General features: G+C 58.8%; 20 protein-coding genes. 9 read left to right on the forward strand and 11 right to left on the reverse strand.

The features are described 5' to 3' along the window. Positions 1 to 3: 3 nt before the first annotated feature. Both TRL7639_RS08590 and TRL7639_RS08595 read right to left on the reverse strand, forming a co-directional pair. On the reverse strand, positions 4 to 984 hold the full coding sequence (locus tag TRL7639_RS08590; RefSeq protein WP_085795298.1) for a Hint domain-containing protein: 981 nt from the start codon (positions 982 to 984) through the stop codon (positions 4 to 6). Then, the gene (locus tag TRL7639_RS08595) at positions 974 to 1,498 is read right to left on the reverse strand and encodes a toxin-activating lysine-acyltransferase (protein WP_110647115.1); all 525 of its coding nucleotides are present in this window, start codon (positions 1,496 to 1,498) and stop codon (positions 974 to 976) included. Before TRL7639_RS08595 ends, TRL7639_RS08590 begins: the two co-directional genes overlap by 11 nt. A 212-nt stretch (positions 1,499 to 1,710) precedes the next feature. On the opposite strand from TRL7639_RS08595, the gene TRL7639_RS08600 reads away from it, so the two are divergent. Continuing rightward, positions 1,711 to 4,203 carry a penicillin-binding protein 1A gene (locus TRL7639_RS08600; RefSeq protein ID WP_085796327.1) on the forward strand — a complete coding sequence of 831 codons (2,493 nt, stop codon included), beginning with the start codon at positions 1,711 to 1,713 and terminating at the stop codon, positions 4,201 to 4,203. Here TRL7639_RS08600 and TRL7639_RS08605 read toward each other — a convergent pair. After that, positions 4,181 to 5,047: an aminoglycoside phosphotransferase family protein gene (locus TRL7639_RS08605; RefSeq protein WP_133057630.1), complete on the reverse strand. Its 867-nt coding sequence runs from the start codon at positions 5,045 to 5,047 to the stop codon at positions 4,181 to 4,183. The two genes, TRL7639_RS08600 and TRL7639_RS08605, sit on opposite strands and share 23 nt — an antisense overlap. Before the next feature lie 62 nt (positions 5,048 to 5,109). Here TRL7639_RS08605 and prfB point away from each other — a divergent pair, with 62 nt between their 5' ends. From prfB to TRL7639_RS08620, 3 genes are all read left to right on the forward strand, one after another. Continuing rightward, positions 5,110 to 6,237 carry a peptide chain release factor 2 gene (gene prfB, locus TRL7639_RS08610; protein ID WP_085795300.1) on the forward strand — a complete coding sequence of 376 codons (1,128 nt, stop codon included), beginning with the start codon at positions 5,110 to 5,112 and terminating at the stop codon, positions 6,235 to 6,237. 183 nt (positions 6,238 to 6,420) lie between these two features. After that, positions 6,421 to 7,845: an amidase gene (locus tag TRL7639_RS08615; RefSeq protein ID WP_085795301.1), complete on the forward strand. Its 1,425-nt coding sequence runs from the start codon at positions 6,421 to 6,423 to the stop codon at positions 7,843 to 7,845. Between the two features lie 23 nt (positions 7,846 to 7,868). Further along, complete coding sequence (locus tag TRL7639_RS08620; RefSeq protein ID WP_085795302.1) at positions 7,869 to 8,621, forward strand: DUF2189 domain-containing protein; 753 nt, start codon at positions 7,869 to 7,871, stop codon at positions 8,619 to 8,621. Between the two features lie 151 nt (positions 8,622 to 8,772). Here the strand turns inward: TRL7639_RS08620 and TRL7639_RS08625 are convergent, their stop codons facing one another. The 3 genes from TRL7639_RS08625 to TRL7639_RS08635 form a co-directional block, all read right to left on the reverse strand. Next, entirely contained in the window at positions 8,773 to 8,997 is a 225-nt protein-coding gene (locus TRL7639_RS08625) for a hypothetical protein (protein ID WP_085795303.1), read from the reverse strand. Beyond that, positions 8,994 to 10,151 (reverse strand): aromatic ring-hydroxylating oxygenase subunit alpha, encoded by a 1,158-nt coding sequence (locus TRL7639_RS08630; RefSeq protein ID WP_085796328.1) that lies wholly within the window; start codon positions 10,149 to 10,151, stop codon positions 8,994 to 8,996. The genes TRL7639_RS08625 and TRL7639_RS08630 overlap by 4 nt, the downstream gene beginning before the upstream one ends. Before the next feature lie 125 nt (positions 10,152 to 10,276). Next, positions 10,277 to 11,074 carry a helix-turn-helix domain-containing protein gene (locus TRL7639_RS08635; protein ID WP_085795304.1) on the reverse strand — a complete coding sequence of 266 codons (798 nt, stop codon included), beginning with the start codon at positions 11,072 to 11,074 and terminating at the stop codon, positions 10,277 to 10,279. Between the two features lie 224 nt (positions 11,075 to 11,298). Between TRL7639_RS08635 and TRL7639_RS08640 the strand changes: the two genes are divergently transcribed. Further along, positions 11,299 to 11,691: a hypothetical protein gene (locus TRL7639_RS08640; protein WP_110647116.1), complete on the forward strand. Its 393-nt coding sequence runs from the start codon at positions 11,299 to 11,301 to the stop codon at positions 11,689 to 11,691. A gap of 26 nt (positions 11,692 to 11,717) precedes the next feature. On the opposite strand, the gene ilvN is transcribed toward TRL7639_RS08640, so the two are convergent. Together ilvN and TRL7639_RS08655 are read right to left on the reverse strand one after the other, a co-directional pair. Then, entirely contained in the window at positions 11,718 to 12,278 is a 561-nt protein-coding gene (gene ilvN / locus TRL7639_RS08645; protein WP_085795305.1) for an acetolactate synthase small subunit, read from the reverse strand. A gap of 433 nt (positions 12,279 to 12,711) precedes the next feature. After that, positions 12,712 to 14,463 carry an acetolactate synthase 3 large subunit gene (locus TRL7639_RS08655; RefSeq protein ID WP_085796330.1) on the reverse strand — a complete coding sequence of 584 codons (1,752 nt, stop codon included), beginning with the start codon at positions 14,461 to 14,463 and terminating at the stop codon, positions 12,712 to 12,714. A gap of 420 nt (positions 14,464 to 14,883) precedes the next feature. Between TRL7639_RS08655 and TRL7639_RS08660 the strand changes: the two genes are divergently transcribed. After that, positions 14,884 to 15,732, forward strand: a complete 849-nt coding sequence (locus TRL7639_RS08660) for a HalD/BesD family halogenase (RefSeq protein ID WP_085795307.1) — start codon at positions 14,884 to 14,886, stop codon at positions 15,730 to 15,732. A gap of 104 nt (positions 15,733 to 15,836) precedes the next feature. Here TRL7639_RS08660 and TRL7639_RS08665 read toward each other — a convergent pair whose 3' ends face one another. Both TRL7639_RS08665 and TRL7639_RS08670 read right to left on the reverse strand, forming a co-directional pair. Continuing rightward, on the reverse strand, positions 15,837 to 16,484 hold the full coding sequence (locus TRL7639_RS08665; RefSeq protein WP_085795308.1) for a response regulator transcription factor: 648 nt from the start codon (positions 16,482 to 16,484) through the stop codon (positions 15,837 to 15,839). Then, positions 16,481 to 17,911, reverse strand: a complete 1,431-nt coding sequence (locus TRL7639_RS08670) for a cache domain-containing protein (RefSeq protein ID WP_085796331.1) — start codon at positions 17,909 to 17,911, stop codon at positions 16,481 to 16,483. Before TRL7639_RS08670 ends, TRL7639_RS08665 begins: the two co-directional genes overlap by 4 nt. Before the next feature lie 246 nt (positions 17,912 to 18,157). Here TRL7639_RS08670 and TRL7639_RS08675 point away from each other — a divergent pair, with 246 nt between their 5' ends. The 3 genes from TRL7639_RS08675 (at position 18,158) to TRL7639_RS08685 (ending at position 22,662) form a co-directional block, all read left to right on the forward strand. Then, positions 18,158 to 19,243, forward strand: coding sequence for a TRAP transporter substrate-binding protein (locus tag TRL7639_RS08675; protein ID WP_085796332.1), 1,086 nt, complete (start codon positions 18,158 to 18,160; stop codon positions 19,241 to 19,243). Between the two features lie 111 nt (positions 19,244 to 19,354). Further along, entirely contained in the window at positions 19,355 to 20,290 is a 936-nt protein-coding gene (locus tag TRL7639_RS08680) for a TRAP transporter small permease subunit (RefSeq protein WP_085795309.1), read from the forward strand. Positions 20,291 to 20,307: 17 nt separating this feature from the next. Continuing rightward, a complete protein-coding gene (locus TRL7639_RS08685; RefSeq protein ID WP_085795310.1) occupies positions 20,308 to 22,662 on the forward strand; it encodes a TRAP transporter large permease in 2,355 nt (784 codons plus the stop codon). 189 nt (positions 22,663 to 22,851) lie between these two features. On the opposite strand, the gene TRL7639_RS08690 is transcribed toward TRL7639_RS08685, so the two are convergent. Further along, positions 22,852 to 23,211 (reverse strand): hypothetical protein, encoded by a 360-nt coding sequence (locus tag TRL7639_RS08690; protein ID WP_133057631.1) that lies wholly within the window; start codon positions 23,209 to 23,211, stop codon positions 22,852 to 22,854. Positions 23,212 to 23,401 lie beyond the last annotated feature (190 nt).

The following is a 23,401-nucleotide window of genomic DNA, read 5'->3' on the forward strand; positions in this document are numbered from 1 at the left end:
AGCTCAAGCATCCGCAAGAGCGGGGTGCAGGATTGTCTGCGCCTCGTAACTGCGCAACAGCATCCGTGCGGCTTGTCCAAAACCGGGGCCTTGGGGACTGGGGGTGTCTTCGTCAAAGATTGACGAGAGTTCCTGTAGGGCGTCGGACGACAACTGATAGAGCGCTTCTTCGCCTAGAAAGAGGGATTCTGCGGGAACGCCATCGGCATCCAGGATTTCATGCTGACCGAGCAGGATATGATAGTACCGTATGTCGTCATCGGGCAGTACGATGTCGACACCAGGCCAGTGACAAAGGTCCTGTGCGCAGACAAGCGCTTCGGGTTCGCCAAAAAGCAACTCGACGGCCGGTCCGCAGACCAGAATACGGTGCTGTTGCGAGAGATAGATATCATCGCGGGGTTGACCGCGCCCCAAGGCGTCTTTGCTGATGCGCACCGGCAGCAGGGCAGGGTCACGCTTCATCCGGCCACGTCGCACAGCGCTTGATTCAATCCATTTGATCTCTTGCGGGCCGTGATCGCGGGTCCACACATGATCCCCGACCTGCAACTCTTCGACCTTTTTGTAGCCCTGAACCGCGCGGATGAGGGTGCCCATGACAAAGCAGACCCCTTCGATTTCGATCGTGATCTCTTGGGTTTCGGTTTCAACAAAAAGCTGCCCGCCGGGGCTGAAGGCAAAGACGCTGACTTCGACCTCGAAGGTGTCTTGAACAATTTCCCCGTCATCCAGCGCGTCGAACTCGGCTTGGTCAACAGTATAGGTCCACTGACCGGTCGATGGATCAATCGTTGCGCTGCCCAAAGTGGGGTCGTTCGAGATGTCCCAACTGGAAAAGAAGAATGTCCACCCTGGGTTGGGCAGATCAACGATATCGTCCAGATCGCCGGTTGCCACATTTGGCGGAGAGCCGGTGACTGATCCGGTCGTGTCGCCGGTTATGATGATGTTGATTGCATCCCTGGGGGCGTTAGAGACCATCGTCGTTCTCCTCGGCCTTGAGTTGCTTGCGAAAGGCGTTCTGACGATAAAGTCGCATGTGCACCTCGCCATCGTTATCGCGGCTCCATTCGACGATGCGGTTGGTGCCCAGATCGCTGTCGAGCCGGTTGGCACGGACGCGGGGATGGGGGATCGACTGCTTGAGTTGTTCGACCATCTGTCGAACCTGCCCAAAGGGGGCGACCAGATCAATTACCCAAAAGGATGTGCCGGATGCATAATCTTCGGGCTTGAGGGCTTGTCTTTTGATCCCAAAGCGGCGTTCGGCCTGGTTTGACAGCCCGGCAAAGGTGACAAACCCCCGTGGAAAACCGTTCTGGCGGAAGATGTGATACTGCCCCAGACGCAAAGGCGTCTCAAAAGTATAGACAGCTTGCGTCAGCAAGCGGTCACGGTGCACCGGTGTCAGAGAAGACAGGTACAGCATCGCGCCAAAGTCGGCGTATTTCTCGGGGGGGAGGTCAAACCACCCCTTTGGAAACTGCTTTGCCAAGCGCTGCTCGCCTTGTGGACATATTCTGATTGTGAAGGATGATGGGCGCTGGATGGCCCGTTTGGCAAGAACCAAGGGCCGACAATTCGCCCCTGTTGCCTTTTGCCCCCACGACGCTGACCAAAAAATGGCGGATTCTGGCCGGTGCAGAGCTTTGACCCTGTGCGTTTGCCACCCTATATAGAGACCACTTATAAAAGGTGGGCAGCTACGTGATCCGGTTCATTCTTTCGTTCTTTGGGGCGATCTTCAGTCTTGTGACGCTTGGCGTCTTCATGGTTGCCCTGACCATTGGCGGGGTGTTCTGGATGTATGGGCGCGACCTGCCCAGCCATGAATCGCTGGCCCAGTACAAGCCGCCCACCATCAGCCGGATCTATTCGGGCGAGGGGCATCTGATCGACGAGTTTGCCAAGGAACGCCGCCTGTTTACCCCGTCCGAGGAGATCCCGGACCTTGTGAAGCAGGCATTCATCTCGGCCGAAGACAAGAATTTCTACACCCACCAGGGCTATGATATCCGTGGTATCGCGGCGGCAGGGTTCGAAGCCGTGCGCTCGCGCGGGGAAAACGTGCGTGGGGCCTCGACCATCACACAGCAGGTGATGAAGAACTTCCTGCTCTCGGGCGACCGCAAGGCCGAGCGCAAGATCAAAGAGATCATCCTGGCCGCCCGCCTTGAGGATACGCTGGATAAGGAACAGATCCTCGAACTTTATATGAACGAGATCTTTCTGGGGCAGAACTCTTACGGCGTGACGGCCGCCGCGCAGACCTATTTCAACAAGACCTTGCAGGAACTTGCCCCGCACGAGGCGGCGTTCCTGGCCTCGTTGCCCAAGGCACCGTCAGATTATCACCCGGTGCGCCGCAAGGATCGCCTGCAAGCGCGCCGCGATTTCGTTCTGAAAGAGATGTACGAGAACGGCTATATCGATCAGGCGACCTATGAGATCGAGGTGGCGCAGCCACTGCGTTCGGTTCAGAACGGCGACTTTGAAAGCTTCCGCACCGCGTTGCCGCCGCGTGACTATTTCACCGATGAAATCCGCCGCCAGCTGAGCGAGGACTTTGGCGAGGGTGAATTCTTTACCGGGGGCTTCACCGTTCGTGCGTCAATCGACGAGCAGATGCAGCTCGAGGCAGCACAGGCGTTACGCACGGCTTTGCAGAAATATGACCGCGGCCGCGGCATCTGGCACGGCACCGGGCAGACAATCCCGGCCGAGGCATTGGGAGATGAGGCCGCCTGGCGCGAGGCGCTGCGCAAGGCAGAAGTCTCGCGTGATGTAGAGCTGGGTGGCAAGTGGTATCCGGCCGTCGTTTTGAACGTGGCGGATCAATCGCTGACCGTCGGTGTTGAAAACAACGAAGGCACCGGCACCGTTCCGCGCTCGGACATCAAATGGATGAAGGGCAACTTCCGCGACAACTTTGCTGTCGGTGACGTGGTTCTGGTCCGCAAGGCCGAAGAGGGTGACGGCTGGTCTCTGCGTCAGGTGCCCGAGGTTCAGGGTGGCTTTGTTGCCATGGATGTGAATTCGGGCCGTGTTCTGGCGATGCAGGGCGGGTTCAGCTATCAGGACTCGGTGTTCAACCGCGCCACCCAGGCGCAGCGCCAGCCGGGGTCGAGCTTCAAGCCCTTTGTCTATGCTGCGGCTCTGGACAGTGGCTATAGCCCCGCGACGATCGTGGTCGACGCGCCGATCGAGGTGAACACGCCGCAGGGCCTGTGGCGTCCCAAGAACGCGTCGAACAAATTCTACGGTCCCACACCGCTGCGCACAGGCATCGAACGCTCGCGGAACCTGATGACCATTCGTCTGGCGCAAGAGGTGTCGATGCCAGTGGTTGCCGGCTATGCCGAACGTTTCGGTGTCTATGACCACATGGGGCCATTCCTGGCCAATGCGCTCGGATCCGAAGAAACCACCCTTTACAAGATGGTGGCTGCCTATGCGATGTTCGCCAACGGCGGCGAGCGGGTGGAACCCACGCTGGTGGACCGCATCCAGGACCGCTATGGCGAGACGATCTATCGCCACGACGACCGTGATTGCGTCAACTGCAACTCGGCCAATATTGCTCCGAACGCGGCCCCCTCCATTGTGACAAACCGCGAGCAGGTGATGGATGCAATCACCGCTTATCAGCTTACGTCGATGATGACCGGTGTTGTGGACCGCGGCACCGCCAGCCGCACTGTGAACCTGCCGGTTCCGACAGCGGGCAAGACCGGCACCACCAACGATGCCAAGGACGTCTGGTTTGTGGGCTTCACCTCGAACATCGTGGCGGGGTGCTACATCGGATACGACCGTCCGCGTGCGCTTGGCCGTGGGGCCTCGGGCGGTGGCATGTGCGGCCCGGTGTTCCAGAGCTTCATGGAAGAAGCGGTCAAGAAATACGGTGGTGGTCCGTTCGACGTGCCCCCGGGGGGGCACTTCATCAAGATCGACCGGTTCACCGGTGGACGCCTGCCTGACAACGCCTCGGGTGAATATGTCGTTGCTGAATACTTCCGCGATGGCGAGGAACCGATCTTTGGCCTGACCTTCGACGGTGGCTTTGCCATGGGATCGGACTTGCCGTTGTTCGAAGAGGTGCAGCAATCCGGCCAGCAGGTCACCACATCGACCGGGCAGACCACCACGGTGGGTCCCAAGGCGAACTTTGGCACTGTCAGCTCGGGCGGTTTGTACTGACCGCGCGGGCCTGGTCCAGCAAAGCAGACAGCAGATCAGCCTCTGGATCGCGTGTAATCGGGCCTTTTGCCCGCCAGACAATCGACAGCGCGCATTTGACGGCGGCCCATTGGGCCAGCCGTGGTTCCGGCACATTCAGCGCGCCGGCGTAAAGTCCGCGACACCATTCGATCCAGTCGGGATCGCGGATCAGAGCGTGCAGGGCGTAGGGGTGGCGAAAGGCATTGGCCAATTCATAGCTGATATCCCCATGAAACCCCTTGGCATCCAAAACACGCGCGCCGCTATCGGTCAGGATGACATTCGCATGATGAAGGTCTCCGTGCAGGGGGCGTTTGTCCGTACCTGTCGCCAACAGATCCCGCGCCAAGGCAATAGCTTCATTTAGCTCACTGCGCAGAGACGGAGGGCAATCGGAACTGCACACCGCCCGCAGCAGCGGGGCAAGAACCAGCGAAAGCCGAGGCAAATCTCGGTCAATCTGCACGGGGTCGCGGTGCAGTCTGCGCGAAACGTGGGCAAGGGTCTGAGCTGCGCGTTTGGGATCTTGTATTGCCACATTCGCCAGCGATGGACCATCGAGCCATTCCATCACAACCGCCGGTCCGGCCTCGGTCAGAATGCGCACGGCACCCCGATCCGTCCAGGCCCGCAGTAGCGCCGCGCCAGCAGCCTCGTTGCCGCGATCGGCGCGCTTGTGAAGCTTGAGAACCGCTTGTGTTCCGTCGGTCTGACGCACCCGCCAAAGGCGCGCGCCGACGGTTTCCGCCAACGGCTCGGGGTCGGCCAACCCCAGTCGTGTCAGTGTCTCTTGCAGCGTGTGATGCATTCGCGTCTCAGTCACCTTGTAGAGCGTCCCGGCTCTTGGTATCACGCAGGTCTGACCAAGCAAATCGAGACCCGACCATGCGCGCCGAAACCCAGAATATCGTGACCGAGATCGAGAAATCCCTGGAGCTGCTGGCTCAGCGGATGGATCACGAAACGGCCGCCTATCGGTTGGAAGAATTCAACGCCCGCGTCGAAGACCCCAACCTGTGGGACGACCCCGAGGCGGCGCAAAAGCTGATGCGCGAACGTCAATCGCTGGTCGATGCCATGGACACCTTCAATTCCATCAAGACCGACTTGAGTGACAACATCGAGCTTATCGAACTTGGCGAGATGGAAGAGGACGCAGAAGTCGTCAAGGACGCCGAAGAGGCGTTGGCTGCTCTCCGCGAGAAGGCGGCGGAGAAAGAGCTTGAAGCCCTGCTTGATGGCGAGGCTGACAGCAACGACACTTTCCTTGAGATCAACTCGGGTGCCGGTGGCACCGAAAGCTGTGACTGGGCGTCGATGCTGGCACGGATGTATGTCCGATGGGCCGAGAAAAAGGGCTACAAGGTAGAACTTCAGTCCGAGAGCGCGGGCGAAGAAGCCGGTATTAAATCAGCGGCTTACAAGATCTCCGGCCACAATGCTTATGGTTGGTTGAAGTCGGAAAGCGGCGTGCATCGCCTGGTGCGGATTTCGCCCTATGACAGCGCCGCCAAGCGCCACACATCGTTCAGTTCGGTTTGGGTCTATCCGGTGGTCGACGACAACATCGAGATCGAGGTGAACCCCGCCGATATCCGCATCGACACCTACCGGTCGTCCGGTGCTGGTGGTCAGCACGTGAACACCACCGACTCGGCGGTGCGGATCACGCACAATCCGACCGGCATCGTCGTGACCAGCTCGGAAAAGTCGCAGCACCAGAACCGCGACATCGCCATGAAAGCCCTGAAATCGCGGCTCTATCAGATGGAGCTGGATCGCCGGAACGCGGACATCAACGCCGCCCACGAGGCCAAGGGGGATGCCGGGTGGGGCAACCAGATCCGGTCCTATGTCTTGCAGCCCTATCAGATGGTCAAGGACCTGCGCACCAACCACGAGACCTCGGACACCAAGGGTGTGCTCGACGGGGATCTGGACGGTTTCATGGCAGCAACGCTGGCGATGGACGTGTCGGGCAAATCCCGCGCCGAGGCGCAGGGCGAAGACTAAGCGGTTTGGGGGCGCTGCCCCGCCGCCTTTGGCGACTCCCCCGGAGTACTTTTGAAAAGATGAAATAGCGGGTTTCTCTGGGTTGGCGGGGCCTGGGAAAAGATTCATTTGAACTGTGGGTTTTAATGGGGATTCCGCGTCGCTAGGCTGCTTTTGAGCAAGAGGAGCCCGGGGGGACGTGGGATGGAGTTGAACCAGGTATCGGCTGTTGAGCTGGTGGCGGATTTGCAGGCTGGACGGCTGACGGCTGCGGCGCTGATGCAGGCCACGTTGGAGCGGATTGCCGAGGTGAATGGCGAGGTGAACGCCATTGTGGCGCTGCGTCCGGCGGATGACCTGATGCAGGAGGCTGAGGCGGCGGACCGCGCAGACGCACGGGGGCCGCTGCACGGTTTGCCGATTGCGATCAAGGATCTGGTCAATGTGGCAGGCATCGCCTCAACCAGCGGTTCGCCCGCGCTCAAGGATTTTGTACCCGAAACGGATGATGAACTGGCCAGGCGGTTGCGGGCGACTGGGGCCATTGTGATCGGCAAAACCAACACGCCTGAATTTGGGCTGGGATCGCATACGTTCAACCCGGTTTATGGGGCGACCTTGAACCCCTATGATGCGACGCGGAGCTGCGGTGGCTCTTCGGGGGGCGCGGCGGTGGCTTTGGCGACAGGCATGCTGGCCTTGGCGGATGGGTCCGACATGATGGGGTCGTTGCGCAATCCTGCGGCCTGGAACAACGTCTACGGGTTGCGGCCCAGTTGGGGGCGGGTGCCGTCTGAACCGACGGGAGAGATGTTTCTTCATCAGCTGTCCACGCTTGGTCCCATGGCGCGCAGCCCCGAGGATATCGGTCTGTTGTTGGACGTTCTTTCAGGCCCTGATCCACGTCACCCTCATGGAACAACAAGCGCGGCCGCGTCCCCGGTCACACCCTGTGGCACAGAGGGTTTGCGCATCGGCTGGCTTGGGGACTGGGGCGGCGCGATCCCGATGGAGGATGGGATCCTTGCGCTCTGCGAAAAGGCGCTTGGCGTGTTCTCAGACTTCGGGTGCCAAGTGGAACTGGTGCCGCCCCCGTTCTCTGCCGAAGAGATGTGGAACAGTTGGATCGATCTGCGGTCCTGGGCGGTGTCGAACTCGCTTGGGGCCCTCTACGATGCACAGGCCGAGCTCAAGGACAGCGCGATCTGGGAAATCGAGCGGGGACTGGAGATGAGCGGCAGGCAGATCCAGCACGCCAGCGCGATCCGGTCGAATTGGTTTCGGTGTGCCGCCGAGCTATTCGAGCGGTATGACGCGCTGGTGCTGCCGTCGGCGCAAATCTGGCCGTTTGACGTAACCCAACCGTATCCGACGCAGATCAATGGGGTTGCGATGGATACGTATCATCGCTGGATGCAGGTCACGGTGCCGGTCAGCTTGATCGGCCTGCCTGCTTTGGCCATGCCTGCGGGGTTTGGCACTGGCGGATTGCCCATGGGGATGCAGATGTTTGGCAAGCGCGGGAGTGATGCAAATTTGCTCGCTTTGGGGGCGGCCTATCACGCGGCAACACAGTGGCCGCAATCCAGACCTGCGCGACCAAACCAAACGAAGGAAGCAAAACAGTGACCAAACCTTTTGGTGTGCCCTCCATGTATCCGGTGACTATGGCGATGCTGCGTCAGGCGCTCGCTCAGGGGTGGTCGGATTTTCTTAAGGCTCCGCTCTATGGGCTGCTGTTCTCTGGTGTCTATGTTGCGGCAGGGTGGGCGATGTATTGGATCACGGTCAGCACAGGTACCACATTCTGGCTGGTCTTGGCCGCGATCGGGTTTCCGCTGATTGGGCCATTTGCGGCTGTCGGCCTCTATGAGGTGTCACACCGGTTGAAACTAGGGCAGCCGCTGGAGTTTGGGGCGATCTTGGGTGTCGTGGTACAGCAGAGCCGACGCCAACTGCCGTCGATCTGTGCAATCATCGTGGTCGTGTTCCTGTTTTGGTTTTTCCTGGGTCACATGATCTTTGCCCTGTTTCTGGGGCTGTCCACCATGACCAACATTTCATCGTCGTTCGAGGTTTTCTTGACGCTCAACGGGCTCACGATGCTGGCCTTTGGGACCGTGGTAGGGGCGCTTTTTGCGTTGCTGCTTTACATGATCACGGTGTTGTCCATTCCGATGCTGCTGGACCGTGAGTTGGACTTCGTCACCGCAATGATCTCGAGCTTTGCTTACGTCAAAACCAACCCGGTGGTTATGCTGGGGTGGGCGGCATTCATTGCACTGGTTACATTCGCGGCCCTGATCCCCGGCTTTCTGGGGTTGTGTTTGGTGCTGCCCTGGCTGGGACACGCAAGCTGGCACTTATACGAGCTGATCACAACTGATCCCGCGATCCAAAGCTGACCACAAACGCAACAGAGGTTCCCAGGTTCCATCCAATTGCGACAAGAGAGGCTCATGCGGGCTCTGCCTGCATGAGCCCGGCCCAACGGGAGGAGATGACCCGCAAGGGGCATCGACGACGGGCGGGAGCGGCCCCGCCTTGCCGTGCACCTCAGAGAGGGGTGCCGACCTCGCGTCCGTGCGCGGCCAGACGGCGGCGCAGGTCATCGGCTGCGGGCAAGCCCAGTTCCAAGGCAAAGACCATCGCGTGCGTCAGATAGAAACACGCGCTGTCGGTGTCGTCTGCCTGGTCAGCCGCCTCGGCGTAAAGGGCGACCAACGCCGCCCTGTCATTTGTTGCATGTGCGGCCAGAAGTCGGTCGTTCAGGTCGCTCATTCCGCAGCTTTCAAACCCCGATAGGTCTGCAGCTTGTTTGCGACCCAATCGTGGAACACATGGGTCGGACCGTCCATCGCAGGCGAGAAACGGCCACCGTCAAAGCCAGGTGCCGCGCGCCCCTTTTGCATGCCTTCCACGACAAAGATGTCCTCTTCAAACACCACCTTCCACTGATCCGTGTTCCTGCGGCGCAATTCGGGATCCGTATCCTGGGTCGTATAGTACAGATGCACGTTCTCAACGGTCTTGTTCTGCGCCTCGGGCACCAGAACGATGGCAAAGCTGTGATCGCGGTGCACACCCAGCAGGACATTGGGGTAGACCGCGATGTACTCGGCCGCCGTGTCCCATTTGTCGCTCAAGCCCTCGAAATCGGCAAAGACCTCGCCGTTGTCGCCAGCCAGCTGACGATAGACCAGTGTCCCTTGGCCGGAATAGGCGCCGGGGTGTTCGATGTGATAGTGATCTTCAAGCCGGGAGTAGCTGTTCAATCCCGGGTGCACCCAGGGCAGGTGATAACTTTCACAGTAGTTCTCGACCGCCAGTTTCCAGTTGCAGTTCACCTGCAGCTGAAACTTGCTGTCGTCACCACCGTGATAGATCGGTTTGTCGAACTCGGACCAGCGTTGCAGCAGGTCGGCATGCACCTCTTCGAACTCTGGCGCAGCGCCCGAGATGTTGATCCAGACCACGCCCATCCAGATGTGGCTGCGCACTTCGATCAGGCCCAGGGTGTCGCGGTCGATGCCCTCATGGGTGTTTTGACCCGGCCCGCCGACATGCGGGGTCGACACCAGGCGCCCTTGAGTCGAATAGCACCAGCTGTGATAGGGGCAGCGAATGGCGCCTTCAATCTTGCGCGGCTCTTCGACCAGAATCATGCCACGGTGGCGGCAGATGTTTTGGAACACGCGCACGACGCCTTCGCGGTCCCGCAGCAGAAGCAGGGGCATGCCCAGAAACGTCAGGGGGACTGCATCCCCAGCTTCGGGTACGTCAGCCGTGACCGCAAGGCCGGCCCAGCCTTCGGCCAACAGCGCCTGGCTTTCTTCGGCAAAGACAGTAGGGTCGGTGTAATGGGCGTTCGGCAGGCCGTTGGCACGTTCAATCGGCTGGATCACGTCCGAGAGGGTGGTTGTGGCTGTTGTCATGTCTGGCTCCATACTCTTGAAAACCAGAAACCACGAACCGGCAACGTCAGCCGTTCAATCAGCGACGCCGAATTGCAGGAAACGACATAGGTGTCGATTCCTGCAAGCCATGAGTGAGTGGTGCCCTATCTGAACGGATCTTGTGGTTGTAGCAGACGCCGATGGAACGGCATCAGGTCCTCTTCGGACACGAACCCGGATGTGCGTGCGGCCTGGAAAACACTCTGGCGCTCGGTGCCAAGATGCTCGTACACCATCCGCGCGGCACGTGTGCCGGTGACGCTTTCGCGAACCGTGCGGGTCACATAGCCGACCCAGAAGTTGTTCTCGAACGAGGCCACGCGAGACAGATAGTTGAACGAGCATGTCATGGCCTTGCGGCGAGAGATGACAAGGGCGACCCCATCCTCTTGCCGCGTAACAAAGCCGCGAAACTCGCGTGTTCGATTGTCTGTCGGCAAACCTTGTTGGGCCATTGCCTCCTTGGCTTCATAGCCTCTGACATATGTCTGGTTTTCGAACCTATAGACGTAGACCAAGCCAACGATGAAGCGGGCATCGTTGACAAAGCTACGTCGTGAGAACCGATAGAACCCACTTGGAAAGGCCTCTTCCGGCAGGTTGTTGACACCCGCACCAAAGAACTCGCCCAAGACCGGGCCATTCAGGATATGCCCCTGGGACGGGATGTCCGCGACGGGATCAAGAAGGATGCGCGCATCAACGTCAAAGAAGACGCAGATGCGCTCCAGTACATCTGGTCTTGGAAAGCTTTCCCCGGACAAGTAGCGGTTGAACTGTGTCCTGTTGATGCCCAACCTCCGAGATAACTCGGAAATTGAAGGGTATTGCCGGGCAAGGAGGCGCAAGTTTTCCCCAAACATATTGCGCAACTCCGCCGGCGTGCGTGTTGACTTGGTCATTTGTGCCCCAGCACTAAGTTTCATTCTACATCAAAAAACGCAAAAGCGGACGAGTGGAGACCGCTTTTAAACCAAATATCGCACCATTGACGCCTTTAAGCGTCATGTGGGACGCCTAATTGCGTCACAAAGCTATCGACGTAGACACAAAAAGCAATAGCAAGACGCGTAAATAAGCATGTTTGTGGCACCGATTTTGTCCCAATCTTAAGGAAAACTATAGAATGGAACGGAATATGTTTGGTGTAGTTCTCTGGAGCGATCCGACGGACCGCAAAGCTGTCATCTGGTGCGAAGATCAAGGTGACCTGGCATTCTATCGTCACACTGACGTCACACAAAATTTGACGCTGGAAGCAGGCGATTGGGTCCAATTTGACCTAGAGATGCAACGACAGCAACGGTTTGCTTGCAATCCAAGGTTGATCCAAGGGGGCGCATGCCGATCGCTGCCGGATATGCTGATGGCAGCGGGCACCGAAGCAAGCACAAGAGAGGCCGATGCGGAAAATGCGGATATGCATCCTCAGGCACATACGGCTCAGATAATTCCGTTTGCGGCAACGAATCGGGCAGTTGTACCCGAAGTTGTCTTGAACAAGGCCTGTCGCGCCTAAGCAACAGGCCTTGATCCTTGTCAGTGTCAGTCGCCGCGCAGCAATGCGGCGACACCGGTCCGGGCAATCTCGGCCAGACCCAGGGGGCGCATCAGATCGGCGAATGCGTCAATCTTGTCTGGTGCGCCTGTGATTTCAAAGACAAACGAATTCAGCGTGCTGTCGACCACGTTGGCGCGGAAAATATCTGCTAGCCGCAACGCTTCGACGCGCTTTTCACCATCGCCCACGACTTTCAACATCGCCAGTTCACGCTCGACTGAGGGGCCTTCGACGGTCAGGTCATGAACATCATGCACTGATACAATGCGCCCGAGCTGCGCCTTGATCTGCTCGATCACCTGAGGCGTGCCTGTGGTCACAATGGTAATCCGGCTCAGGTGGCCGGTGTGATCCACCTCGGCCACGGTAAGGCTTTCGATGTTGTAACCACGGCCTGAGAAGAGGCCAATGACACGGGCCAGAACACCGGGTTCGTTTTCCACCAGCACGGCGATGGTGTGGCGTTCCTGAACATCCGAAAAGTTCGGACGCAGGTTATAGGCGGAATGGCGCGTTGCGCCTTTTTTGATGTGTAGGGCAGACATTTGTTTGTCCTTTCGATATTCCCAATCCGTATCTTTGGGCGTTGTGCGTGGTTTACGGAGAGATGAAATGTTGAATTTGGGCAAGGTTAGTATTGAGGCCTACCTTGACGAAGTTAGAGACACGGCGTCCAAGGAATTGATACATCACTTGATCGAGAGCCAAACTTTTGGTGTGCAGCCACTCAAGCAACAGGCCTTGGTCCTTTACAAAGACGAAAAGGTGGGAGGTTACAACAAGAGGGACAACCATTGGTTCCTTAGGGTTAAATCCCTCATAAGGAACAAGGAACTGCAGAAGCGCCCCTGGAGCATTCCCCTCGGTTTCCACTGGCGTAATCACCCTGCGTCTAACCCTCATCTCTATGTAAAAGGTCCGAAGGCGGCTTCAGTCTTTCTTGACGCCCTCGAACACCTATTTCGAGACTCAAGCTGATCAAACCAGCACCGAACCCTTTGAATCGATCACGCCCTGCGTCTCGGCCTCGCCAAGCAGCATTTCGTTGTGCGCCTTGCCCGACGGGATCATTGGGAAGCAGTTCTCGTGCTTTTCAACCAGACAGTCAAAGATAACCGGTCCGTCATAGTTGATCATCTCCATGATCGCGTCATCCAGATCGGCGGGGTCGGAACACAGGATGCCCTTGGCGCCAAAGGCCTCGGCGAGCTTGACGAAATCAGGCAACGCTTCGGACCAGCTGTGCGAATACCGCTCACCATGCAGCAGTTCCTGCCACTGGCGCACCATGCCCAAACGCTCGTTGTTCAGGATGAACTGTTTCACCGGCAGGCGGTACTGAGCGGCGGTGCCCATCTCTTGCATGTTCATCAGCCACGAGGCCTCACCGGCCACGTTGATCACAAGCGCATCGGGATGCGCCATCTGCACACCGATCGAGGCGGGGAAGCCATAGCCCATGGTGCCCAGACCACCCGAGGTCATCCAGCGGTTGGGATCCTCAAACCCCAGGTATTGCGCGGCCCACATCTGGTGCTGTCCCACCTCGGTGGTGATATAGCGGTCGTGGTTTTTGGTCAGTTCTTCAAGGCGAACCAGCGCATGCTGCGGCTTGATGGTCTTGCCTTCTTGCGTGAAGGCCAGACAGTTGACCTTGCGCCAGTCGCTGATCTGTGCCTGCCATTGGGCCACGTTAGCGGAATCCGTCTTGCGGCCGCGCGATTTCCAGACCTTCAGGATATCTTCGAGCACATGTGCCACGTCGCCCACAATCGGGATATCGACGCGGATCACCTTGTTGATCGAGCTGGGGTCGATGTCGATATGCGCCTTCTTCGAGTTCGGGCTAAAGGCGTCGATGCGGCCGGTGATCCGGTCGTCAAAGCGGGCGCCGATGTTGATCATCAGGTCGCAGTCATGCATCGCCATGTTGGCCTCATACAGGCCGTGCATGCCCAGCATCCCGATCCAGTTGTCGCCAGACGCCGGATAGGCGCCAAGGCCCATCAGGGTCGAAGTGATCGGGAACCCGGTCGCGTCCACCAACTCGCGCAGCAATTGGCTGGCTGCGGGGCCAGAGTTGATCACGCCACCACCGGTGTAGAAAACCGGCTTCTTGGCTGTCTCAATCGCGGCGACCAGTTCGGTGATCTCTTCCATGTCGCCCTTGACGACAGGCTGATAATGCGAGGCCGAAGGTTTGGGCGGTTGGTATTCACCGTTGGCGAACTGCACGTCCTTAGGAATATCGATCAGAACCGGGCCGGGGCGGCCAGCGGTTGCGACGTGGAACGCCTCGTGAATGGTGGCCGCCAGCGTGTCGGTCTCCTTCACCAGCCAGTTGTGCTTGGTGCAAGGTCGCGTGATGCCCACGGTGTCGGCTTCCTGGAACGCATCCGAGCCGATCATGAACGTCGGGACCTGGCCGGTGAGAACGATGATCGGGATCGAATCCAGAAGCGCGTCAGTCAGGCCGGTCACCGCGTTGGTGGCCCCTGGACCGGATGTCACCAGCGCAACGCCGGGTTTGCCGGTCGATCGCGCATATCCTTCGGCGGCATGCACCGCGCCCTGTTCGTGGCGGACCAGGATGTGGCGGATGTCGTTTTGCAGGAAAATCTCATCATAAATCGGCAGAACGGCGCCGCCTGGGTATCCAAAGACGGTGTCGACGCCCTGATCCTTGAGGGCTTGAACCACCATTTTTGCGCCGGTCATTTCACGTGTCATCTGCTTTGCTCCATTGGCGACATGCGTCCTGTTTGCATAAAAAAAGCCCCCGAACTTTCGGAGGCGCATGGGTCTGATTGTGGTCTACCGTCACCGGCCCATGCGCGTTGTTCCTACGATTACGACTAGCTTGGTCATAGCCAGCGGCTCCTTTTTTGCTTGGAGGGGACATTATGAGCGGCGCGCGGGGGCGTCAACAGGCAATGTGGGTGAATTTGTAACCTGAGGGGGTGATTTTGCGACATTTTCTTGCGTGAACGGCGGGGTGCGACGAAATATCCGCGAAGTGATCCCTTGTTGCGGTCAGTTGGAGGCAATTTCCGAGGTCTGAAACCGTCATCGCCTTGTCCAAAATGTGCCAGATCGGCGAATTTTAGGGTGGCAGGCTGAGTGCGTAGACAGGTTTTCAGGAGGTGAGCGATGGAACTGCACGATCTTGTGGATCTGGGGCGCTATCCCATCGACCGGCCCGACAGCCCCGCGTATGAGCGGATGATCCTGGATCTGCGCCGTGAATTGGACACCGACGGCTGCGCCGTACTGCCGGGGTTTGTGCATGACGAGGGGATCGCGGCACTGGTGAAAGAGGCGGACAAGGTGGCGCCAAATGCGCATCGTTCGTTCGGGCGCACCAATGCCTACTTCAGCCAGGATGATCCCAAGCTGCGGCGCACGCACCCGATCCGGCAGTTCTTTGAACGCTCAAACGCCTTTGTTCCGGCAGACAACTTCCCGGCAAAAGGTCCGCTGCGGCGGATCTATGAATACCCGGGCTTCATGCCGTTCATTCGCGCCGCCTTGAACGAGCCCGAGGATCGGTTCTTTCGTTATGACGACCCGTTGGCGGATGTGATCATCAACGTGGTGGAAGAGGGGCAGGGGTTTCCCTGGCATTTCGACACCAACAATTTCACGGTGACGCTTGCGATTCAGAATGGCGAAACCGGTGGCCAGTTCGAATATGTGCCGGGGTTGCGGACCAGCGAAGACGAGAATTTCGAAGGTGTCGCGCGGGTGCTGGATGGGGACATGCGCAATGTCCGGCAGTTGGAGTTGCAGCCCGGTGACCTGCAGATCTTCAAGGGGCGCTATTCCTTGCACCGTGTGGCCGCGGTCAAAGGGGAGCGGACCCGCTATGTGGGCATCTTCTCATTTGTCGAAACCGAGGGGATGTGCGGAGGGGTAGAGCGGACAAAGCAGCTTTATGGTCGTGTCTTGCAGCACCATTACGACCGCGAAGGACGTCGATCGGATCAATTGTTGGACTAACTCGGGGGTGCTCCCGCCCGGTTCACGCGCATCAAAGATGCCCTCAACCGGTTGGGCCGGGCAGCCCTGCGGGGCTTTGCCCCTTGTGCTGTGGGGGGCCGAGCCTAAAGCGGCGCGCCGGTGCCCTGCAGCATGCCGTGTTCCATCGCATAGCGGGTCAGTCCGGCGGTCGACGAGATGCCCAGCTTGCGCTTGATGTTCTTGCGGTGCGTTTCGACTGTGCGGACAGAGATATCCAGCGCGATGGCCACCTCTTTGTTGGACTTGCCCTGTGCCAGCTGCAGCAGGATGGTTTGTTCGCGTCCGGTCAATGCCTCGCGCGTGGTGCCGTCCTTGGGCTCCAACGAGCCCTTGGCGCCAGTGCAGAGATAGCGCTGGCCATCCATCACCGTGTCAATGGCCTGTTTGATCTCATCCGTGGGCACGTCTTTCAGGACATAGCCCATGGCGCCATGGCTGAGCGCGGTCGAGATGTATTCGGGGCTGTCATGCATCGACAGGATCAGGATGCGGGTGTCGGGGGCGCGTTCCAGCAGAATTTCGGTCGCGGACAGCCCACCCAGACCCGGCATGTTCAGATCCATCAGGATCACGTCCGGTTTGAGGGTGCCGGTTTGGTCAACGGCCTCTTGGCCATTTCCCAAAGTGCCGACAACTTCGATGTCGTCATAGCTTTCCAGGATCGATTGGATCCCTTCGGCGACCATGGGGTGATCGTCGACGATCAGCACGCGGACCGGTTCATGGGTCATGACGTCATCTCCTTTGGTGCGGTGTCGTCCTGTGGCGGCAACAGGTGCGAGAGGGGCAGATGCACCTCAATCACGGTTCCGCTTTGCGCGCCGCGTGATGACAGAATGCGCAGGGTGCCGTCAAGTTGCTCGATCCGTTCCTGCATGTTGCGCAGGCCCAGACCGGAGCTCACATGATCGGGCCCCGAGCGGATGCCGCGCCCGTTGTCTGTGATCCGCATGGTCGCCCCCTTTTTGTGGCCGCGCAGGTCCATTGTGACATGGGTGGCGCCCGAATGGCGCTCGATATTGGTCAGCGCCTCTTGTGCAATGCGATAGAGTGCGATCTTGGCGTCCTGGTCCAGGCGGTTGCGGAAGACGACGGTGGTGAACTCGGTCTCGATCCCCGTGCGTTCGCTGAAATCATCCGTCAGCGCCTTGAGCGCCGGGCCAAGCCCCAGATCGTCCAGCACGCCGGGACGCAGGTCTCGGCTGATGCGACGCACCTCGGTGATGGCGGTGCCCAGGTTGTCGAGGCCCTTGTCCAGCGGATCCTGGGCGCCATCGTGGTCCCCTCGCGCCAGGCGGCGGCGAGTGTTGTCGAGCGCATAGCGCACGCCTACAAGGATCTGGCTGATACCGTCGTGCAGCTCGCGCGCCACGCGGCTGCGTTCCTCTTCCTGGGCGTCAAACACCCGCTGGGTTAGTTCCTTGAGCTTGGCGTCGGCCAGGCGGCGTTCGCGGATGTTGAGCATCATGCCGGACAGGAACACGGTGAGCAGGGCGCCAAGTGTGATCGCGCCGATATAGACGAATGTGCGCTGCACGCGCGCTTCGACCTCGGCCCGGGCGGCGGCGACTGATGCCAGAACGTCATCAATGAACACGCCGGTTCCAACCGCCCATCTCCAGCTTTGAAAACCGGTGACATAGGCGACCATCTGCGCCTCTTCTCCGGTGGATGGCTTGGGCCACATAAAGGTGTGCCAGCCTGCGCCTTGGCGCGCCAATCGGATCAATTCGTCCACGACCGGCGTGCCGGCACTGTCTGTCAAACCGGCCCAGTTCTCATTGATCATCTCGGTCTGACGGGGGCTGACGATATTGGTGCCGTCGTATTCGTAGACAAAGAAGAACCCGTCGGTGCCATAGATCATCGCCGACAGGATCTGTGTGACCTGATCCTTGGCCTCCTGGTCGTCGGGCTGAGCCGAGCCGTAGATGTAATAGAACCCGTTGCGGGCCTGGGTCACATAGTTGCGCAGCTCGGCCTTCTTGGCCTCGAGCAGCTGTTGTTCCAGCGCGTCGATCTCGCGTTCGGCCAGGGCGCGGCTTTGATAGGCAACCAGTGCGGCAATGGCCGCTACGGCGCAGACCAACGGCAGCGTCGCCAGCAGCGAAAGCTTTTGCGCATAGTTGGGGCGCAGGATGTTGGTCAGGAACCGCATGGCGAATCGATACGAGAAGTTGCGCCAAAAAGCAAAGAGGCAGGAAAAATACATGTAACGAGCGGTGCAAATGGGCGTGATTTCAGTAACTTTTCCTGCGTCAAAGGCAAAAAATCCGGCTTTCTACGCAGTACTAGGTATTCACATCAAAGTGAGGGTCGCTAGGCTTGGCCACACTGAAAACGATCCGTCCGCGCCTTTGAGAGGGGGCTCGGGCACTGAACAATTTTGGGAGGAATGTCTCTGATGGATCGCCGTTCTTTTTTGAAAACATCCGCACTTGGCGGTAGCGCCGCAGCCGCCACAACGCTGGCAGCACCGGCCTATGCCCAAGGAAAGCGGACCCTGACCATGGTTCAGTCCTGGCCGCGCGGCTTTGCGGTTCTGGATGATGCGGCCAGCTATATGGTCGAAATGGTTGGTGCCATGTCCGACGGTCAGCTGACCATCGACAAGAAAGCACCGGGCGAACTGGTGGGCGCGCTGGAAGTGTTCGACGCCGTGTCGTCGGGCCAGGCGGACATGTACCACTCGGCCGACTACTATTTCATCGGTCAGCACCCGGGTTATGCCTATTTCACCGCTGTTCCGTTCGGCGGCACCGCGCAGGAAGTCACCAACTGGTACTACCATGGCGGCGGCGAAGAGCTGCACGATGAACTGGGTGAGATCTTCAACCTGAAAGGCCTGCTGGCCGGTAACTCGGGCTCGCAGTCCGGTGGCTGGTTCCGCAAGGAAATCAACTCGGCCGCTGACTTCAACGGTCTGAAGTTCCGTATGCCGGGTCTGGGTGGCAAGGTTCTGGGTAAACTGGGCGCATCCGTGCAGAACATCCCCGGTGGCGAACTGTATCAGGCGCTGTCGTCGGGTGCTCTGGACGGTCTGGAGTGGGTTGGCCCGATGGCTGACGAACGCGCCGGCTTCCAGGAAGTTGCCAAAGTCTACTACACTGCGGGCTTCCACGAGCCGGGCTCGGCTCTGGCCGCTTCGGTCAACCTGGACGTTTGGAACGACCTGACACCGCAGCACCAGGCAATCCTGCGCAACGCGTCGATGGCCGTGACCCACTACCAGTTGTCGGAAACCCTGGCCAACAACGGTGCCGCACTGGCCCGTCTGCAGGCGCAAGGCGTCAAGACCCTGCAATTCTCGGACGATGTCTGGGATGCGTTCGGCAAAGCGTCGGCAGAGGTTATGGACGAGAACATGGGCGACGAGATCTTTGCAAAGATCCGTGGTTCGTTCGAAGAGTCGCTGGCGAACTCGGCGTCCTGGATCAACAAGTCGGACGGTTACTACGTTCAGCAGCGTATTCGCGTTCTGGGCGGCTAAGCCATCATGTGACACGAAAGAGGCCCCGCATCGGGGCCTCTTTTGCAGTGCACCCGGCACTGCCTGAGCAGACCCCGAAGATGGGTCACGGGGAATATACTGGGGGACACCATGCAGGAAGAGAGTACTGCGAGCATCGGCTCGGCGTTCGGCGCCCTATGGAATGGGTTGCTGTGGACGCTGCAAAACCTGGCCGAAGCATTTTTGAACATTGGATACGCCATTGCGAACCCGTCGCTGTGGCTGGACTGGTCCAACAAGGAAGCGGTCATGCGCTTCGTTTATTACGGGGGATCGGTGGAGTTCTTCTTTGCCGTCTTTGTCATTGTCCTGGTGATCACCATCATCGGCATGATCCGCAACCAATTCATGTGGGGTTGCGTGCGCGTCCTCGAAGGGTTCGCCAACACGGTTGGCCGCTTCTTTGCCTGGGCCGGTCTGCTGATGGTTCTGCAACAGATCATCATCGTCTTCATGCAGCGGATTTTCACCCGTCCCGATATTGTGTTCGGCTTTGGTGTTCCGCTTCAGTTCGACATCAGTTGGTATGCCGAAGAACTGAAGCTTTACAACGCTTTGGTGGTCGCTCTTTGTGTGACTTACACCTTTGTTCAGGGCGGTCACGTTCGCGTTGACCTGATCTATTCGGCAGTGCGCTTCCGCACAAAGAAGGTCATCGACATGTTTGGTTCGATCTTCTTCATGATCCCCACCGCCGTGTTGATCTGGATGTATGGCTGGTACTTCATGTGGCGTCACCTGATCGTGCCGAAGCCGTCGGCCAGTGACACGCTGGACCGTCTGCTGCTGAAATCGCGGGCGATGCGGTGGAACGTGGAGACCATCGGCTTTTCGCCCAACGGCTTCACTGCCTACTTCATCTTCAAGATTTTGCTGGTGGCTTTTGCCGGATTGGTCTTTCTGCACGCGATTGCCTTCTTCTGCCGCTCGTATCTTGAGTTCATCGAAGGTGAAGGCAGTGAAAACAAATACCTCGACAAGGACAGCCTTGGAGAGGGTGAAGAAGCCTATGAAGGCGCTCATTGAGAATAGGAACCTGAGCTATGCTATTCGGTCTTGATGGCGTCGAAGTCGGCCTCATTATTGTTTTCTTTTGTCTCTTCGGGGGCATTCTGTCCGGCTTTCCGGTGGCCTTTGCCATCGGTGGCGCCGGGATCATCTCCTTCGGTATCATCGCCGCGCTCGACAGCGCGGGGCTGCTGATCCACCAGGCTATCGACACCTCGTCGACGGTCTATCGTGATCTGGTCAATTCCGGCGTCAAGCCGGACTCGATCTCGGTCTTCAGGTATCCGGAGTTACCCAGGGTGGCCGAGGCGGTCTTCCCCAAGGGGTGGGAAGTTGCGATGGATCGCAACGTCTCGTTCATCGTGAACCGCATCAACGAACGGGTTCTGGCGGGTCAGTCGATTGAAACCCTGTTGGCGGTTCTGATGTTCGTCCTGATGGGCATCACGCTGGAACGGTCCAAGATCGCGGACGATCTGCTGACCACCATGGCGCGCGTCTTTGGCCCGCTGCCCGGCGGTCTGGCGGTGTCGATTGTTGTCGTGGGGGCCTTTCTGGCCGCTTCGACCGGTATCGTGGGCGCAACTGTTGTCACGATGGGTCTGCTGGCGTTGCCGACCATGTTGCGGAACGGGTATTCGCCCGAACTGGCAACGGGTGTCATCGCGGCATCAGGCACGTTGGGGCAGATCATTCCGCCCTCGATCGTGATCGTTCTGCTGGGGACCCTGGCCGGTGACCTCTATTCGGCGGCGCAGGAAAGTCGTGCGGTTGCAGCGGGTTGTACCGATGCGTTGACCTATCTTGGCAAGCCTGCGGTTGTGTCCGTGGGGACCCTGTTCCAGGCGGCATTGCTGCCGGGGATCATGCTGGCACTGCTCTATGCGCTTTATGCATTCGGCTATGCGATGCTGAACCCGGACAAGGCGCCGGCCGTTGCCATGGGCAGCTCGAACAGCGAGCCGATCACCCGCAACGAGGGTCTGCTGTGGTTCCTCGCGGCGCCCATCGGCCTGGTTGGTGGCGCGTTCCTGCTGGGCAGCGTTGGCCTGATCGGATCGCAGGACATCACTGTCTCGGCCTTCTCGGACATCGGCGAAGGCGCCAGCCTGCGCACCAACGTGGGTCCTGAATGTCAGTCGTCGATGATCGAACTGCACGGGCAAGAGGCGTGGGATGCCGCCCTGACCGAGCAACAGGCGATCAACGATGCAGGTGGCGTCACGCAAAGTGAACGCCTGAGCGACGAACAGATCGCCGAGGCGCTCCAGGCCAAGATCGACGCAGCCGCGCCGATCGGTTCGGGGCTGGCGGTTCTGGCCGTGCTTTTGGGTCTGACCCTGATCCTGGGCCGTGGCATCGCGCCGTCCAAGGACACCAAACCGCTGATCGTGGGGTCCATTGGCCTTTTGCTGATGGTGTTGGTGGACATCCTCTTTGTGAAGCCCACCACGTCCTCGGGCGTGATGGCGGTGATGCTGGCCATTCCGGCGGTCATCACGCTCTATGGCTGTAAAGAGGCCGCTCTGCGGGCCACCAAGAATGAGCTGATCCGGGTGGTCTTCCCACCGCTGGTTCTGATCATCGCGGTTCTGGGTTCGATCCTGGGCGGCATCACCAACCCGACACCGGCTGCGGCGCTTGGGGCAGGTGGGGCCATCATGCTGGCGGCCTATCGCAAGCTGCAGGACGACGGACGTTCCGGCAAGGTGATCATCATGTCCACCTTCGCGATCCTGATCTGTATCCTTGTGGGCATCAACTTTGACCTGCGGATCAACCAGGATGGCGTAAGCGTCGAAAGCTGGATTGCCTTCTTCGTGGCCTATGCGGCGTACCTCTATGCGCTGTTTGGTCTGATCTTTGGCTGCTGGGTTCTGTACGGTGGCGGGGTCCTGACCCCGGTCGTGCGCGAAACGGCCAAGGTGACGTCAATGGTCTTCACCATTCTGATCGGCTCGCAGCTGCTCAACCTGGTGGTCATCTCGTTCGGTGGCGAGCATTACATCCAGCAATTCCTGAAGAGTTTCGACAACGAGTTCACGGTTTTCCTGATCGTGATGCTGGTGCTCTTCATCCTGGGATTTGTGCTCGACTTCCTCGAGATCATCTACATCGTGATCCCGATTGTGGGCCCGGTGATCTATGGCGGGTCGTTTGATCCGAAATGGGTCACGATCATGGTGGCGGTGAACCTGCAGACCTCGTTCCTAACGCCACCCTTTGGGTTCGCGCTGTTCTACCTACGCGGTGTGGCACCAAAGGAGGTTACGACAGGGCATATCTACCGCGGGATCCTGCCGTTTGTGCTGATCCAAGTGGCGGGTCTCGCACTGTTGTGGACGTTCCCCAGCATCGTGACCATCATCCCGGACCTGATCCCGAACTGACGAACGTACACATCGACAAACACACAAAGGGGGCCCTAGGGCCCCCTTTTTTGATTAACATCAACGGTACAATGTCTGCTGTGCGGGAAAATTCGGAATTGATCGCAAAGCGGATTTTGCAATCCATTGGCAACAGCCACTTTGTGGTCGCCTCTTTTCGTCTGGACGCTCAGATGCACTGATCCGGATTTATTTCAGCAAATCACCGACAATACCAACGGCATCGACGACGGTGGACATGTCGTCTGTGACTTCAAGGATTTCATCCCCAACCTGCACATAACGGTTGCCTTTTCCAGGTGCTTTCAGCTTCCATTTGGAGAGGTCCCCGATATCCGTATATTTCAAGTCGGCTGGCAATTTTGCCCCGCGCGTATACCGTTTGATCTGTCCCGGGGGCACCGTCTTGGAACCTTTTCCCGGTTTTCCCTCGACCTTGACTTTGTTTCCCTTTGGCTTGTTGCCCTTGTCTTTTGCCTCGGACATCTCCGCAGACACGGCAACGAAGCTGACAGCGACCAAAGCCGTAAATATGTTCATTAATTTCATTTGGTTTTCTCCCCAAAACAATCAAATCAACATATTGCAAATAGTGCAAGCTTTCGGAACGCCCTTGGTTGGATGGTGGCATTTCCTGTGTGAGTATTTTCAGGTGGGTGAGGCGCCCGAGAGGATTCGAGATGACGATATCTCAATCCCAAAACAGCAGGGGCAATCCGCCCCCGCCAAGTGAAACGGC

The organism is Falsiruegeria litorea R37, from assembly GCF_900172225.1.
GTDB lineage: Bacteria > Pseudomonadota > Alphaproteobacteria > Rhodobacterales > Rhodobacteraceae > Falsiruegeria > Falsiruegeria litorea.

Excerpts from the sequence above, each read along its gene's own strand:
- TRL7639_RS08590 (WP_085795298.1), bottom strand. The coding sequence starts at position 984 with ATGGTCTCTAACGCCCCCAGGGATGCAATCAACATCATCATAACCGGC.
- prfB (WP_085795300.1), top strand. The coding sequence starts at position 5,110 with ATGCGCGCCGAAACCCAGAATATCGTGACCGAGATCGAGAAATCCCTG.
- TRL7639_RS08615 (WP_085795301.1), top strand. The coding sequence starts at position 6,421 with ATGGAGTTGAACCAGGTATCGGCTGTTGAGCTGGTGGCGGATTTGCAG.
- TRL7639_RS08620 (WP_085795302.1), top strand. The coding sequence starts at position 7,869 with ATGTATCCGGTGACTATGGCGATGCTGCGTCAGGCGCTCGCTCAGGGG.
- TRL7639_RS08625 (WP_085795303.1), bottom strand. The coding sequence starts at position 8,997 with ATGAGCGACCTGAACGACCGACTTCTGGCCGCACATGCAACAAATGAC.
- TRL7639_RS08630 (WP_085796328.1), bottom strand. The coding sequence starts at position 10,151 with ATGACAACAGCCACAACCACCCTCTCGGACGTGATCCAGCCGATTGAA.
- TRL7639_RS08635 (WP_085795304.1), bottom strand. The coding sequence starts at position 11,074 with ATGACCAAGTCAACACGCACGCCGGCGGAGTTGCGCAATATGTTTGGG.
- TRL7639_RS08640 (WP_110647116.1), top strand. The coding sequence starts at position 11,299 with ATGGAACGGAATATGTTTGGTGTAGTTCTCTGGAGCGATCCGACGGAC.
- ilvN (WP_085795305.1), bottom strand. The coding sequence starts at position 12,278 with ATGTCTGCCCTACACATCAAAAAAGGCGCAACGCGCCATTCCGCCTAT.
- TRL7639_RS08655 (WP_085796330.1), bottom strand. The coding sequence starts at position 14,463 with ATGACACGTGAAATGACCGGCGCAAAAATGGTGGTTCAAGCCCTCAAG.
- TRL7639_RS08660 (WP_085795307.1), top strand. The coding sequence starts at position 14,884 with ATGGAACTGCACGATCTTGTGGATCTGGGGCGCTATCCCATCGACCGG.
- TRL7639_RS08665 (WP_085795308.1), bottom strand. The coding sequence starts at position 16,484 with ATGACCCATGAACCGGTCCGCGTGCTGATCGTCGACGATCACCCCATG.
- TRL7639_RS08670 (WP_085796331.1), bottom strand. The coding sequence starts at position 17,911 with ATGCGGTTCCTGACCAACATCCTGCGCCCCAACTATGCGCAAAAGCTT.
- TRL7639_RS08675 (WP_085796332.1), top strand. The coding sequence starts at position 18,158 with ATGGATCGCCGTTCTTTTTTGAAAACATCCGCACTTGGCGGTAGCGCC.
- TRL7639_RS08680 (WP_085795309.1), top strand. The coding sequence starts at position 19,355 with ATGCAGGAAGAGAGTACTGCGAGCATCGGCTCGGCGTTCGGCGCCCTA.
- TRL7639_RS08685 (WP_085795310.1), top strand. The coding sequence starts at position 20,308 with ATGCTATTCGGTCTTGATGGCGTCGAAGTCGGCCTCATTATTGTTTTC.
- TRL7639_RS08690 (WP_133057631.1), bottom strand. The coding sequence starts at position 23,211 with ATGAAATTAATGAACATATTTACGGCTTTGGTCGCTGTCAGCTTCGTT.